Raw genomic sequence first — 14,493 nt, forward strand, 5'->3', positions numbered from 1 at the left:
CGTCTGCAGGGCTAGCGGTCCGCGCTGTTCCGCGCCCAGCTGTACTCGAACTCGGGGCGTCCCCTCGTGCCGTAGCGGGGCGTGCGGAGGACGGACTGCTGGTCCGCGAGGTACTCCAGGTACCGCCGCGCGGTGACCCTGGACATGGACAGGGCCTCCGACACCTCGATGGCGGACGTGGGTTCCTGCAGCGACTTCAGCAGGCGCGAGACCGCGCGGAGGGTCTCTGCGGAGAGTCCCTTGGGCAGGGTGGCGGCGGTGGCGGGCCGGAGCGAGGCGAACGCCTGGTCCACCTCGGCCTGCGTGGTGGCGGTCGCCTGCTCCACCAGGTTCTGGCGGAAGTCCCGGTAGGTGCCGAGTTTCTCCCTGAACGCCGAGTACGTGAAGGGTTTGATGAGGTACTGCACGATGCCGGACGAGATGGCGGAGCGCACCACGTGCAGATCCCGCACCGCCGTGATGGCGATGATGTCGAGCGGCAGACCGAGCCCGCGGATCCGGCGGATGATGTCGAGACCGTGGGCATCCGGCAGGTTCATGTCGAGCAGCATGAGGTCCGCGACGAGGTCCGCCCTGCCCGGTGCCTCGCCGGACGGCTGGAGGAAGACCGCGAGCTCCGCCCCACTCCGGGCGACGCCGACGAGCTCGAACCCGTCGAGCCGCCGGACGTATTCCGCATGGGCGTCCGCGGCCACCGGATCGTCCTCGACGACCAGGACACGTATTGCGCTCACGGGTGGCCCCCGTCGACGGCCAGGCGTACGGCCGGCGGACCCGACCGGTCCGGGGTGCCCGCGGGAGCCCCAGGGTAGGGGAGCCGAACCATGAAGCGGGCCCCGCCGTCCTCCGTGTCCGTCACCTCGAGCGTGCCCGCGAAGCGCTGGACGGCCTGCCGGACCAGCGCCAGCCCGAAACCGCGGCCGGCACCGGTGTCCTCCGCCGATTGCTTCGTGCTGTAGCCGACCTCGAACACCTTCGCCTTCTCGGAGTCGGGGAGGCCGTTCCCGCTGTCCTCGACGACGATCTCGAGTTCGGCCGTGCCGTTCCCGCCCGCCAGGCGGCGGACGACGAGGAGGACGCGGGATTCCTCCGAACCGGCCGCTTCGTCGAAGGCGTTGTCGAGGAGGTTGCCGATGATCGTCACGAGGTCCACGGGGTTCAGCGACCCGGCCTGCGCGTCGGGTGCGATCTGCGAGGTCAGGGTGATCCCGCGCTCGTTGGCCTGCGCGGCCTTGCCCACCAGCAGGGCCGCGAGGAAGGGCTCGTCGATGGCCTCGACCACCTCGTCGGTGAGGCGCTGGGACTGCTGCAGGTCCCGGGTGGCGAAGTCGATGGCGTCCGCGCTCCTGCCGAGTTCCACGAGCGACACGATCGTGTGCAGGCGGTTGGCGTGTTCGTGGGTCTGCGAGCGGAGGGCATCGGTGAGGGTGCGCATGGTCTCGACCTGTCCGGTCAGGGCCTCGATCTCCGTGTGGTCCCGCAGGGTCGTGACGGTGCCGAGCGCCCCGTGCGGATGGGCCGCCCGCCCGGGGATGGACGGCGGGACGGCGGGTTCCTGGTTGACCACGAGCACCCGGCTCTCGGTCAGGTGCACCTCGTCGCGCGCCCGCCGCCCCGAACCGAGGAGGTCCCGCAGGGACGGTGCCACCGCGAGGTGCGACGCCGGTATGGGCTTCCGTGTCCCGTCCAGTCCGAGGAGCCGCGCCGCCTGGTCGTTGTAGAGGACGAGGGAGCCGGCCGCATCGGTCAGCAGGAGGCCCTCGCGGACGGAGTGGAGCACGGAATCGTAGAACACGAAGGTGCGCGAGAGCTCGGCGGGTCCCATTCCCAGCGTCGCATCCCGCAGTCGTCGGCTGAGCAGGTAGGAGGCCAGCGCTCCGAGGGCGAGTGCGCCGAGCGCGATGAACGCGACCAGGGGGAGCTGCGCGTTCCGTGCAATGGCGGCACGATCCACCGTGATGCCCGCCGCGACCATCGCCCGCACCGCCCCGCCGTCGTCGACCACGGGGACGATGGACCGGATGGACGGGCCGAGGGTACCGGCGTAGGTCTCGGTCTGCGTCCGACCGGCCAGCGCTTCGGAGACCGAGCCGATGTAGGGCCTGCCGATCTGCTCCGGGGTGCGGTGCGTGAAGCGCGTCCTGTCGGTGTCCATGATCGTAATGAAGTCCACGCCCAGCCGGTCCATGACGTCCACGGCGTAGGGCTGCAGGGTGGCCGAGGGATCAGGCCCCTCGACGGCTTCGAGGACCGCCGGTTCGAGGGCGATGGCCGTGGCGACCGCGACCATGCGTTCGGCCGTGGCGTCGTTGACGCCCTGTTCGGCGTCCGCGTAGAGGATGACCGAGAGGGCAGCGGCAAGGACGAGGATGAACAGGAGTTGGGCCACAAAGAACTGCTGGGCGAGGCTCCATCGACTCACGCCGTGATCCTGCTCCTTCCGGTTCCTGCCGGTCCGGGACCGGGCCGCCGCGCCCCGGCGCCGGGCCACGACCAGTATGAACTCAATCGTGACCCCGGTCACGCCCGATGCGATGATGATGGGGAAATACTCAACAGTACGCTTCCTGGTACCTCCCCCGCGGACGAAGAACGACCTTCCCCGCCGGCGCCACCGGGCGGCCGAACACCTAGGGAGACACCATGGCTATGGCGCCATCGCGGTCCGACAGCGGACCCGCACAACCCCGCAAGCGGGTCGACAAGACCCACTTCCTCTACATCGCGGTCATTGTCGCCGTGGTGCTCGGCGCGATCCTCGGCCTGGCCGCCCCCGAATTCGCCAAGGCGCTCAAGCCGCTCGGGACGGGCTTCATCAACCTCATCAAGATGATGATCGCCCCCATCATCTTCTGCACCATCGTGCTCGGTATCGGTTCCATCGCCAAGGCTGCGACGGTCGGCAAGGTGGGTGGCCTGGCACTCGGCTACTTCATCCTCATGTCCACCTTCGCGCTCGCCATCGGCCTCGTCGTGGGCAACCTCATCCAGCCCGGCGAGGGCCTCGACATCTCGTCCTCGACCTACGAGGTGCCGGAGTCCGCCGAGGGCGGCGAGGGCGGCACCGTCGGCTTCCTGCTCAGCATCATCCCGACGACACTCCTGTCGGCCCTGACCGGGCCGAGCATCCTGCAGACCCTGTTCGTCGCGCTGCTCGTCGGCTTCGCCCTGCAGAAGATGGGCTCGGCGGGCAAGCCGGTCCTCCGCGGCATCGGACACATCCAGGCACTGGTCTTCCGCATCCTCGTCATGATCATGTGGCTCGCGCCCATCGGCGCCTTCGGCGCCATCGCGGCCGTGGTCGGTGAGACCGGCATCCAGGCGATCATCAGCATGGCCACCCTGATGATCGCGTTCTACATCACCTGCATCCTCTTCATCGTCGTCATCCTCGGCGGGCTGCTGAAGCTCGCCACCGGCGTCAACATCCTGAAGCTGATGAAGTACCTCGGCCGCGAGTACCTGCTCATCTTCAGCACCTCGTCCTCCGAAGCGGCGCTGCCCCGCCTCATCGCGAAGATGGAACACCTCGGTATCTCCAAGCCCGTGGTCGGCGTGACCGTCCCCACCGGGTACTCCTTCAACCTGGACGGGACCGCCATCTACCTCACGATGGCCTCGCTCTTCGTCGCGGAAGCCCTGGGCAAGCCACTGGCCCTCGGCGAGCAGATCTCCCTCCTGATCTTCATGATCATCGCCTCCAAGGGTGCGGCCGGCGTCACAGGTGCCGGCCTCGCGACCCTTGCCGGCGGCCTGCAGTCGCACCGCCCGGACCTGGTGGACGGTGTCGGCCTGATCGTCGGTATCGACCGGTTCATGTCCGAGGCCCGTGCCCTGACGAACTTCACCGGCAACGCCGTCGCCACCGTCCTGATCGGGACCTGGACCAGGGAGATCGACCGGGGCCGCGTCGACGAGGTCCTCGAGGGACGCCTGCCGTTCGACGAGACCACGATGAGCACCGATCACCGCTTCGACAACGACGACGTCGAGGACGGCGCGGAAGCCAGGACCGAGGCCGCCGTCCGGGGGAACACCGCTCCCTGACGCAGCACCTGTCGGACGGAGGTCCGCAACGAGACGACGGCGACGCCCCGGATTGCTTCCGGGGCGTCGCCGTCTCCGTCCGGCGGCCGCGAACCGGTGCCTGCCGCACGGGGCGGCACTCCGGCGCCCGTCCGTCGGACCGACCTTCGACCTCTGGTCGAGGTTCAAGGCTCGCGCCCGAACAGCAGGGCCCGCCACGGCGGTCGCCGTGGGCGTTGTACCGTTGACTATGAGAAATGCCGCTCGCGTTGGATCGTCGACCGGCCCGCACCGATTCTGATGGAAGCGTGGAGAACAACGTGAGTAGTGAACAGGGTTCCACAACTCTGCCCAGCGCAGTGGACGCGGGACTGGGCCCGACCGGCCGCCCTGTGACGGAATTCCCCGAGCCGAGGGTCCTGGAGTCGCACGGCCCGGCGCGGGTCATCGCGATGGTCAACCAGAAGGGCGGCGTCGGGAAGACGACGTCGACCATCAACCTGGGCGCGGCGCTCGCGGAGGCCGGACGGAAGGTCCTGCTGGTCGACTTCGACCCCCAGGGCGCCCTGTCCGCGGGCCTCGGCACCAACCCGCACGAACTCGACGTGACGGTGTACAACGTGCTGATGGACCGGAAGGTGACCATCCACGACGCCATCCAGCACACCGCGATCGAGAACATCGACCTGCTGCCGGCGAACATCGACCTGTCCGCCGCCGAGGTGCAGCTCGTCAACGAGGTGGCCCGCGAGCAGGTCCTCGACCGCGCGCTGCGCAAGGTGTCGGATGACTACGACGTCATCCTGATCGACTGCCAGCCCTCCCTCGGACTGCTGACGGTCAACGCCCTCACCGCGGCACACGGGGTCATCATCCCGCTGATCTGCGAGTTCTTCGCCCTGCGTGCCGTCGCGCTGCTGGTCGAGACCATCGAGAAGGTGCAGGACCGCCTGAACCCGAGGCTCCAGATCGACGGCGTGCTCGCCACGATGTACGACGCGCGGACCCTGCACAGCCGCGAAGTCATCGCGCGCCTCGTGGAGGCGTTCGGGGACAAGGTCTTCGAGACCGTCATCAAGCGCACCATCAAGTTCGCGGACGCGACCGTGGCCGCCGAGCCCATCACGTCCTATGCGGCGAACCACTCCGGAGCCGACGCCTACCGCAGGCTCGCGAAGGAGCTCATCAGCAGGGGTGGAGCGCCCTAGTGCCGATCGCCCCCGGGTCCGCCCGGTACAGCTAGATGGTGCCCATGACCACGCGTGGGGCAGGACGGCCGACGACGGTGGACCTCGGAACCCGGGGCGGAGCCGCAGCGCCGGCGGTCGACGGCGACGACACTGCGGCGCCGGCGGCCACGGGTCGCCCTGTCTTCGAGGTGCAGCTCACCAACTTCAGCGGGCCTTTCGACCTGCTGCTGAACCTGATCTCACGGCGGGAACTCGACATCACGGAGATCGCCCTCGCGCAGGTCACGGACGAGTTCATCGCCCACATCCGGAGGATCCAGGCCGCCGAGGGCGAATGGAAGCTCGACGAGGCGAGTGAGTTCCTCGTCGTCGCGGCCACGCTGCTCGACCTGAAGGCAGCGCGGCTCCTGCCGGCCGGCGCCGTCGAGGACGAGGAGGACATCGCGCTCCTCGAAGCCCGCGACCTCCTGTTCGCCCGCCTCCTCCAGTACAGGGCGTTCAAGGAGATGGCGCGGCACCTCGCGCAGCGGCTCGAGGAGGAGGACGCGCGCCACCCCCGCGACGTCCCCCTCGAACCCGAGTTCACCCGACTCCTCCCCGAACTCGTGTGGAAGCATTCCGCCGAGGAGTTCGCCGCCCTCGCCGCGAAGGTGCTGGCTCCGCGCCAGGAGCAGCCGCTGCAGGTCAGCATCGAGCATCTCCACGCACCACCGGTCAGCGTGCGGGACGAGGCCGTGGTGCTCCAGGACCTGCTGCTGGCCCGTGGCCCGCTGTCCTTCCGGCAGCTGACGGCGGACGCCGCGTCGCGACTGGTGCTCGTGGTGCGGTTCCTCGCGCTGCTCGAACTGTTCCGGGACGGCGCCATCTCCTTCGAGCAGTCGGCGCCGCTGTCCGAGTTGCTGGTGACCTGGAGCGCCGAGGACGACCGGTGGACCGCGGAACGGTTGACGAGCGACTTCGAAGGAGACCTCGTCGGAGCGCACGGTGACGGGGGCCGGCATGGATGAGCCCACCGGAGCCGATTCCGGCAGCGGGGAGATCCCCGTCGAGGAACTCCCGGGCGGGCTCCGCGGAGCGGTGGAGGCGATCCTCATGGTCGCCGACCGCCCCGTCACGGACGAACAGCTCGCTGCAGTGCTCGAGCGTCCGACGGCCCTGGTGCACGCGGTACTCGTGGAACTGCAGCGCGAGTACGACGGCTATACTGGGTCCGGCCCCCAGAACACCGAGCGCACTTCGCCGCGCGGTTTCGAACTACGGACCATCGCCGGCGGGTGGCGCATCTTCTCCCGGAAGCACTTCGCCTCCGTTGTCGCCGACTTCGTGCTCGACGGCCAGTCAGCCCGGCTCTCACAGGCAGCACTCGAGACCCTGGCGGTCATCGCGTACCGCCAGCCGGTGTCCCGTGCCCGGGTCTCAGCGATCCGGGGCGTCAATGTCGACTCGGTGGTCCGGACGCTGCTCCAGCGAGGACTGGTCGTCGAGCTCGAGACCGATCCGGAGACCGGTGCGGTCCTCTATGGGACCACCACCCTCTTTCTGGAAAGATTGGGGCTGGGCAGCGTCGACGAATTGCCCCGGATCGCTCCCCATCTGCCGGGCCTCGAGAGCCTTGGGGAGTATGACGAGACGACGTACTGAGCACGACCTACGAGAAGGACTTTCTACATGACACAGCAGCCAGGATCCGGTTCCGGACGCAATACGCCGCGCCGCGGCGGGTCGACCGGACGCCCATCCGATGCTGCCCGTGGCCGGAAGTCCTCGCCCCGCGGCGGCTCGGCGCAGGGCGCAGGCCGTCCGGCCGAGGGACGACCCTTCCAGGAGCGAGCAGAGCGCGGCGGCCGATCCGAGGGCCGTCCGTCCCAGGACCGCGGCGGACGTGATGCCGGCCGGTCCGAGGGCCGTCCGTCCCAGGACCGTTCAGAACGCGGCGGCCGCTCCGCCGAAGGCCGCCCGGCCTCCGCGGGCGGTGGACGCCGTGATTCCGCCGAGGGCCGTGCCCGTTCCGCCGCCGGCCGCCCGTCCTCGGGAACCCCGTCGGGCCGCTTCGGCGCGAAGACCCCAGGACGCCCCGCTGCCGGCTCCAAGCCGGGCTCCCGCTCCGGCGGGCAGGAGGGCGCCGGACGCCAGAAGCCCGCGGGACCCAAGGCCTTCGGCCGCGAGCGGTTCGGGCAGAATCTCGGACCGGTGCGTCCGGCCAGGCCCAGGCGTGCGAGCCGCCCTGCGGACGAGATCGACGTCCACAACCCGGAGGGCGTGCGCCTGCAGAAGGTCATGGCGCTCGCGGGCGTCGCCTCCCGCCGTGTCTGCGAGGAGATGATCCTCGACGGCCGCGTCGAGGTGGACGGCACCGTCGTGACGGAGCTCGGCGTGCGGGTCGATCCGGAGCAGGTCGCCATCCACGTGGACGGGATCCGCCTGCAGCTGGACGAGCACCTGAAGTACTACGTCTTCAACAAGCCGCGCGGGGTGGTCTCCACGATGGAGGATCCGGAGGGCCGCCCCTGCATCAGCGACTTCCTGAAGAACAAGAACAAGAACGAGCGCCTCTTCCACGTCGGCAGGCTCGACGCCGAGACCGAGGGCCTGCTCCTGCTCACGAACGACGGCGAGCTCACCAACCGCCTGACCCACCCGTCCTACGAGGTCCCGAAGACGTACCTCGTCCAGGTCCGCGGACCGATGGCGCAGGGTGTCGGCGCCCAGATGAAGGAGGGCATCGAGCTCGAGGACGGACTCGCCCAGGTGGACTCCTTCAAGCTCGTCGATTCGACGCCGGGCCACGTCCTCGTCGAGGTCGTCCTGCACTCCGGCCGCAACCGCGTGGTCCGGCGGCTCTTCGACGCCGTCGGCCACCCCGTCGAGCGCCTCGTGCGCACCCAGCTCGGACCCATCCGGGTCGGCGACCAGCGCCAGGGCAGCATCCGCGTGCTCGGGCGCCAGGAGGTCGGGCACCTGCTGGCATCGGTGGGCCTCTAGCCGATGTCCACGCGCACGGAACAGGGAACCCACCTCGCCGGTCCAGTCCTTGTCATCGGGGCGGGCCTGCTGGGGGCGAGCATCGGGTTGGGCCTGCGCGCGCGCGGGCTCGACGTCGTCCTGTCCGACAGCTCGCCGTCGACGGAAGCGGTGGCCCGCGACATCGGTGCGGGCCGGCTCCTCGACCAGGCGCAGGGCGCCGGCGAGTCGGTGTCACCCGAGCTGGTGGTCGTGGCGACGCCGCCCGACGTCACCGCCCGCGTGGTGGCCGGGGCACTGCTGGCCTATCCCGGCGCCGTCGTCGTGGACATCTGCAGCGTCAAGGAAGCCGTCCTGCGTGAACTCTCGGCGACCCCGGACGCCGCTGCGCACCTGTCCCGCTACGTGGGGACGCACCCCATGGCGGGCCGTGAGAAGTCCGGTCCGGTCGCCGCGCGGGCCGAGCTGTTCACCGGAGCACCCTGGGTCCTCTGCGCACACGCCGACAGCGCGCCCGAGGCCGTCCTGCGCGCCGAGTCGCTCGCCGTCGACCTCGGCGCCGTGCCCGCACGCATGTCCGTCGAGGAGCACGACGAGGCCGTCGCGCTCATCTCCCACCTCCCGCAGGTGGTGTCGTCGCTCGTCGCGAGCAGGCTGCAGGACTCACCCGTCCAGGCACTCTCCCTCGCGGGGAACGGGCTGCGGGACGTCACGCGGATCGCCGCGAGCGATCCGCGCCTGTGGGTGCAGATCCTGTCGGCCAACGCCGCCCGGCTCGTCGACATCCTCTACGGCGTCCGGGAGGACCTCGACCGCCTGATCGGCACGCTCGAGGACCCGACGGCGGGCGGCGCCCGCCTCGACATGGCGCAGCTGATGTCCGAGGGGAACGCGGGCCAGGCGCGCGTGCCCGGCAAGCACGGGACGCCGCCCAACTCCTTCGCACGCCTGACCGTGCTCGTCGACGACGTTCCGGGCCAGATCGCGAAGCTCCTCACGGAGATCGGCCACACCGGGATCAACGTCGAGGATTTCCGGCTCGAACACTCCCCGGGACGCGAGGTGGGCCTCGCCGAGCTCTCCGTCCTGCCAGGCAAACGACAAGAACTGACGGAGTCCCTCGTGCAGCGGGGCTGGAAGGTAGTGCAGTGATTCAGATCTCAGCAGAGACCATGCAGACATCCGACGCGGCGGAGCCGGCGGGGGAGGCGGTGGCGTCGAGCCCCTACTCCGGCTTCCGCCTCGGCAAGTCCCTCGTCGTCGCCATCGACGGCCCGTCGGGGTCGGGCAAGTCGAGCGTCAGCCGCGAGGTGGCCCGGCGCCTGCGCGCCGCCTACCTGGACACCGGGGCGATGTACCGGGCGGTCACGCTCCACTGCATCGCCACGGGCATCGACCTGGAGGACCGGGTCGCCGTCGAGGCGGCCGCGCGATCCATCGAACTCTTCATCAGCACCAGTCCGGACCGTGAGTCCGTGACGATCTCCGGCGACGACGTCACCGCGGCCATCCGCGAGCCGGAGGTGTCCTCGGCCGTCAGCGCGGTCGCGACGACCATGGGCGCCCGTGCGGAACTGATCCGCCGGCAGCGTGCGCTGATCGCTGGTGCAGGGCACCGCATCGTCGCCGAAGGGCGGGACATCACCACCGTCGTCGCCCCCGACGCCGAAGTGCGGATCCTCCTCACCGCCAGCGAGGAGGCCCGGCTGCGCCGTCGTGGCGACCAGCTCGGCGGGACGCAGTCGGAGGCCCAGCTCAAGCAGCAGGTCACCGAGCGTGATGCGAAGGACTCGACAGTGGTCGACTTCCAGCAGGCAGCGGACGGCGTGGTCACGCTCGACTCCTCGGACCTCGACTTCGAGCAGACCGTCGCGGCGGTCCTCGGCATCGTGCGCACGGTCGCGCACTAGCACCACCGCAAGAGCTTCCGGGCGCGAGCCCACCAGGATTACCGTCGGGAGACGGTGAACACCAACCGAAGGAAACAACGATGAGCGAGAACCTTTCGCCGAACGCGACGGACCAGGGCGCCGGACCCGACGAGGACTACGAGCCCACCGGCCAGGACCAGGTCAGCGAGCTGCTCGACACGCTCGACGACGCCGAGGCCGAGCAGCGGGCCGCGTCGCTCCGCGCCGGCCTCGAGGACTACGAGCTCGACGACGAGGACGCAGCGCTCCTCGCCCGCCAGGACGAGGACTTCGACGACGAGGCGGAGGGCCGGCTCAACCCCGTGCTCGCCATCGTCGGGCGACCGAACGTCGGCAAGTCCACCCTGGTGAACCGCATCCTCGGCCGCCGTGAGGCCGTCGTCGAGGACACCCCCGGCGTGACCCGTGACCGCGTGTCCTACCCGGCCCAGTGGTCGGGCCGCAACTTCACCCTGGTGGACACCGGTGGGTGGGAGCAGGACGCGAAGGGCATCGCCGCGCGCGTGGCCGACCAGGCGGAGATCGCGGTCGACATGGCCGACGCCGTCCTGCTCGTCGTCGATGCGACCGTCGGTGCCACCGCGACCGACGAGGCGGTCGTGCGCATGCTGCGCCGCAAGAAGAAGCCCGTCATCCTCGTGGCCAACAAGGTCGACGACATCCAGAACGAGGCCGACGCCTCCGTGCTGTGGGGACTCGGGTTCGGGCAGCCGTGGCCGGTGTCGGCCCTGCACGGGCGCGGCACCGCCGACATGCTCGACGAGGTCAACAAGACCCTGCCCGAGTTCTCCGAGCACGGCGGGATCGAGCGCTCCGGCGGCCCGCGCCGGATCGCACTGATCGGACGACCGAACGTCGGCAAGTCCTCCCTCCTGAACAAGCTCGCCGGCTCCGACCGCGTGGTCGTCGATCCCCTCGCCGGGACCACCCGCGACCCCGTGGACGAAATGATCGAGCTCGGCGGACGCACGTGGCGCTTCGTCGATACCGCGGGCATCCGCCGCCGGGTGCACATGCAGCAGGGGGCCGACTACTATGCCTCGCTGCGTACGCAGTCGGCACTGGAGAAGGCGGAGGTCGCCGTCGTGCTCCTCGCCGTCGACGAGGTGCTGAGCGAGCAGGACATCCGCATCCTGAACATGGCCATCGAGTCCGGGCGCGCGATCGTGCTGGCCTTCAACAAGTGGGACCTGCTCGACGACGAACGCCGCCGGTACCTCGAGCGCGAGATCGAGCAGGACCTGGCGCACGTCGACTGGGCGCCGCGCGTCAACATCTCGGCGCTGACGGGGTGGCACAAGGACCGCCTGGTGCCCGCGCTGGACGTCGCGCTCGAGTCGTGGGACCGGCGTATCCCGACGGGACGCCTCAACGCCTTCCTCGGTGAGCTCGTCGCCGCCCACCCGCACCCGGTGCGCGGTGGCAAGCAGCCCCGCATCCTCTTCGGCACGCAGGCCTCGAGCCGTCCGCCGAAGTTCGTCCTCTTCACCACGGGTTTCCTGGATCCGGGGTACCGCCGCTTCATCACCCGCCGCCTGCGGGAGACGTTCGGCTTCGAGGGCACACCCATCGAGGTCAGCATGCGCGTCCGCGAGAAGCGCAGCCGCAAGCGCTGACACCTCGCCGGTGTGCTGACCCGCCCGGGAAATGCTGTATTGTTATCCGAGTGGTTTGGCCTGCTGGACAGGCCGATCGGGATGTGGCGCAGCTTGGTAGCGCACTTGACTGGGGGTCAAGGGGTCGCAGGTTCAAATCCTGTCATCCCGACACTGCAGGGCCCGTTTCCACCGGCTTGATGGCCGGCGGAGGCGGGCTTTTTGCATGTCCGGGGGCAGGGCGAGCTCCCTCGCGCGGGGCAGGTGAGAGGCGCGTCACGGCGTCGCCGGATATGCCTATACTCGACCAGTATCCGTACCCGGGCGGGCAGTCCTGCCGCCCGGGAACCCGTGCGTCCGAAAGGCAACCATGAGCAACATCCCCGATGGCCTCTACTACACCGCGGAGCACGAATGGGTCAGTGAGCCCGCCGTCGACGGCACCGTGCGCATCGGCATCACCGACTTCGCCCAGGACGCGCTCGGGGACGTCGTCTACGTGCAGATGCCCGAGGAGGGCACCAGTGTGGCCGGCTCGGACGTCATCGGCGAGGTCGAGTCGACCAAGAGCGTCAGCGACATCTATGCCCCTGTCACGGGCGAGGTCGTCTCGCGCAACGAGGCGCTCGACGACGACCCGTCCCTGATCAACTCGGACCCCTACGGCGAGGGGTGGCTGCTCGAGATCAAGGTGGCCGATCCTTCCGTGGTGCAGAACCTCCTGAGTTCGGGCGACTACTCCCAGCAGGTAGGCTAGTTCTACCCGGCGAAGGCAGCGGGGATGGTGCGGCTGGTGACAACCTGCCGCACCGCGCAGTAGGGGAGGAAAGACCGATGGTGCCCGATGGAAATCCAGCCGTGAATGGAGAAGAGCCGAACATGACGTCTCCTGAGACAACGACGATCGGCCTGCCGCCGCAAGCCGCGACGACCGAGCTGGAGCGGCATCTGACGCGCGAGGAGCAGGCGTCCGTCGCGGCACTGCCGGCAGGCTCCGCACTCCTGATCGCCCACTCGGGACCGAACGCCGGCGCCCGGTTCCTCCTCGACGAGGACATCACGAAGGCCGGCCGGCACCCGAACGCGGACATCTTCCTCGACGACGTGACGGTCTCCCGTCAGCATGCCGAGTTCCGCCGGACCGACACCGGCTTCATGGTCGTGGACACCCGCAGCCTGAACGGGACGTACGTCAACAACGACCGCGTCGACTCCGTCGCGCTGCGCAACGGCAACGAGGTGCAGATCGGCAAGTTCCGCCTGACCTTCTACTCGGCGCGCACCGTTCCCGGCCAGGCCACCCAGCACACCGCAGCGCAGGCCTAGTCCGCTCCATGCCTTCCTCCCAACCCGCCCGCCGCCCGGCCGGCGTCGCGTCCGGCCTCTCCGGCTCCGGTGTCCTGAACATCGGTGAGGTCCTGCGCGAACTGGCCGGGGATTTCCCCCAGGTGACGGCGTCGAAGATCCGTTTCCTCGAGGAGAAGGGTCTGATCTCCCCGCAGCGCACGCGTGCCGGGTACCGCAAGTACACCGGACACGATGTCGAGCAGCTGCGCTTCGTCCTCGCACTGCAGCGGGACCAGTACCTCCCGCTGAAGGTCATCAAGGACTACGTCGACGCCATCGACCGCGGCGAACGTCCCGATTCGCTGCCCGGAGGCATGACGCTCTCCCCGCGGGTGGTGTCCGACCAGCTCTCCCGCGAGCTCACTGCGCACGGACGGAGGCTGACGGCGGAAACCCTCGCCGCCGAGGCGGGCGCGCCCAGGAGGCTCGTCGACGATCTCGTGAGTTTCGGGCTGATCACCGCCGTGGACAACCGCTTCGACGAGCACGCCCTCAAGATCACCAGGGCGTGCGTCCAACTCGAGAGCCACGGGATCGAGCCCCGCCACCTGAGGCCGTTCCGCGCGGCCGCCGACCGCGAACTCGGGCTCGTCGAGCGGGTGGTCGCCCCCGTCGCCTCCCGCAAGGACGTGGCATCGAAGGCGCGGGCCGCGGAGACGGCGCGTGAGATCAGCGAGTTGTGCCTCGGCCTGCACAGTGCCCTGGTGCACAGCCAGATAGCCCGGATGGACAGTTAGGCGGCATCCTGTGATCGAAGTAGAAGTGGTGGGCGTGCGGATCGAACTGCCGTCGAACCAGCCCCTGGTCCTGCTCAAGGAGACCGCGGGGGAGCGTCACCTGCCCATCTGGATCGGAGCGCCGGAGGCCAGTGCCATCGCCTTCGTGCAGCAGGGCATCGTGCCGCCACGGCCCATGACCCACGATCTGCTCGTCGACGTCGTCGCCGCGGCGGGCAAGGAGATCTCCGAGGTGCGCATCACCTCGGTGGAGGACACGGTCTACCACGCGCAGCTCGTCTTCAGTGATGGCGTGACGGTGAGTTCGCGGGCCTCGGACGCCCTGGCCGTCGCACTGCGCGTGCCCTGTCCCATCTACTGTGCCGACGAGGTCCTGGCGGTCGCCGGCGTCGAGATCGCCGATGCCGACGCGGAGGACGCGGAGGACGGCGACACGGAGGAGACCGCCGAGAAGGAGGTGCTCCAGTTCCGGGAGTTCCTCGCCGATGTCGAGCCCGAGGACTTCGAGCGCTGACGGCCCGGGTGGGCTGCAGGCCCACCGTCGGAGGCGCGGCCGGCGAGCCGCAGGCGACACGCCGACCCTTGGGGCCCAGCATCTTTGACCTCGACCCTCCCGCGATCTAACGTCGAAGCATACAGTTCCCATTGCGTGTGCGGGGGGCCCAGGGCACACTTGAGTGCACATCCTGAGGTTCCGCCCGCCCGG

The 14,493-nt window shown here is 69.7% G+C and carries 14 protein-coding genes and 1 tRNA gene; 13 read left to right on the forward strand and 2 right to left on the reverse strand.

The features are described 5' to 3' along the window. Positions 1-11: 11 nt before the first annotated feature. Positions 12-734 (reverse strand): response regulator, encoded by a 723-nt coding sequence (locus ACX80U_RS05115; protein ID WP_133081628.1) that lies wholly within the window; start codon positions 732-734, stop codon positions 12-14. Further along, positions 731-2,422, reverse strand: a complete 1,692-nt coding sequence (locus ACX80U_RS05120; RefSeq protein ID WP_459267652.1) for a sensor histidine kinase — start codon at positions 2,420-2,422, stop codon at positions 731-733. The genes ACX80U_RS05115 and ACX80U_RS05120 overlap by 4 nt, the downstream gene beginning before the upstream one ends. Positions 2,423-2,649: 227 nt before the next feature. On the opposite strand from ACX80U_RS05120, the gene ACX80U_RS05125 reads away from it, so the two are divergent. From ACX80U_RS05125 to ACX80U_RS05185, 13 genes are all read left to right on the forward strand, one after another. After that, positions 2,650-4,047: a cation:dicarboxylate symporter family transporter gene (locus tag ACX80U_RS05125; RefSeq protein ID WP_133081935.1), complete on the forward strand. Its 1,398-nt coding sequence runs from the start codon at positions 2,650-2,652 to the stop codon at positions 4,045-4,047. Between the two features lie 299 nt (positions 4,048-4,346). Continuing rightward, positions 4,347-5,234, forward strand: coding sequence for an AAA family ATPase (locus ACX80U_RS05130; RefSeq protein WP_133081630.1), 888 nt, complete (start codon positions 4,347-4,349; stop codon positions 5,232-5,234). Positions 5,235-5,278: 44 nt separating this feature from the next. After that, positions 5,279-6,223 (forward strand): segregation and condensation protein A, encoded by a 945-nt coding sequence (locus tag ACX80U_RS05135; protein WP_459267653.1) that lies wholly within the window; start codon positions 5,279-5,281, stop codon positions 6,221-6,223. Further along, on the forward strand, positions 6,216-6,857 hold the full coding sequence (gene scpB / locus ACX80U_RS05140; RefSeq protein ID WP_459267654.1) for an SMC-Scp complex subunit ScpB: 642 nt from the start codon (positions 6,216-6,218) through the stop codon (positions 6,855-6,857). The genes ACX80U_RS05135 and scpB overlap by 8 nt, the downstream gene beginning before the upstream one ends. A gap of 27 nt (positions 6,858-6,884) precedes the next feature. Continuing rightward, complete coding sequence (locus tag ACX80U_RS05145) at positions 6,885-8,198, forward strand: pseudouridine synthase (protein WP_133081633.1); 1,314 nt, start codon at positions 6,885-6,887, stop codon at positions 8,196-8,198. A gap of 3 nt (positions 8,199-8,201) precedes the next feature. Then, positions 8,202-9,329 carry a prephenate dehydrogenase gene (locus tag ACX80U_RS05150; RefSeq protein ID WP_459267655.1) on the forward strand — a complete coding sequence of 376 codons (1,128 nt, stop codon included), beginning with the start codon at positions 8,202-8,204 and terminating at the stop codon, positions 9,327-9,329. A gap of 20 nt (positions 9,330-9,349) precedes the next feature. Beyond that, complete coding sequence (gene cmk, locus ACX80U_RS05155; protein WP_133081936.1) at positions 9,350-10,087, forward strand: (d)CMP kinase; 738 nt, start codon at positions 9,350-9,352, stop codon at positions 10,085-10,087. Positions 10,088-10,167: 80 nt separating this feature from the next. Then, a complete protein-coding gene (gene der / locus ACX80U_RS05160; RefSeq protein ID WP_133081635.1) occupies positions 10,168-11,724 on the forward strand; it encodes a ribosome biogenesis GTPase Der in 1,557 nt (518 codons plus the stop codon). Between the two features lie 77 nt (positions 11,725-11,801). Further along, positions 11,802-11,875 (forward strand) — tRNA-Pro (locus ACX80U_RS05165). Positions 11,876-12,073: 198 nt separating this feature from the next. Further along, complete coding sequence (gcvH, locus tag ACX80U_RS05170) at positions 12,074-12,460, forward strand: glycine cleavage system protein GcvH (RefSeq protein WP_133081636.1); 387 nt, start codon at positions 12,074-12,076, stop codon at positions 12,458-12,460. Positions 12,461-12,537: 77 nt separating this feature from the next. Then, positions 12,538-13,029 carry an FHA domain-containing protein gene (locus ACX80U_RS05175; protein WP_459267656.1) on the forward strand — a complete coding sequence of 164 codons (492 nt, stop codon included), beginning with the start codon at positions 12,538-12,540 and terminating at the stop codon, positions 13,027-13,029. Positions 13,030-13,037: 8 nt separating this feature from the next. Further along, complete coding sequence (gene ftsR / locus ACX80U_RS05180) at positions 13,038-13,787, forward strand: transcriptional regulator FtsR (RefSeq protein WP_133081638.1); 750 nt, start codon at positions 13,038-13,040, stop codon at positions 13,785-13,787. A gap of 10 nt (positions 13,788-13,797) precedes the next feature. Beyond that, a complete protein-coding gene (locus ACX80U_RS05185) occupies positions 13,798-14,301 on the forward strand; it encodes a bifunctional nuclease family protein (protein WP_133081639.1) in 504 nt (167 codons plus the stop codon). The last annotated feature ends 192 nt before the right edge of the window (positions 14,302-14,493 follow it).

It is taken from the genome of Arthrobacter sp. TmT3-37 (assembly GCF_054510835.1).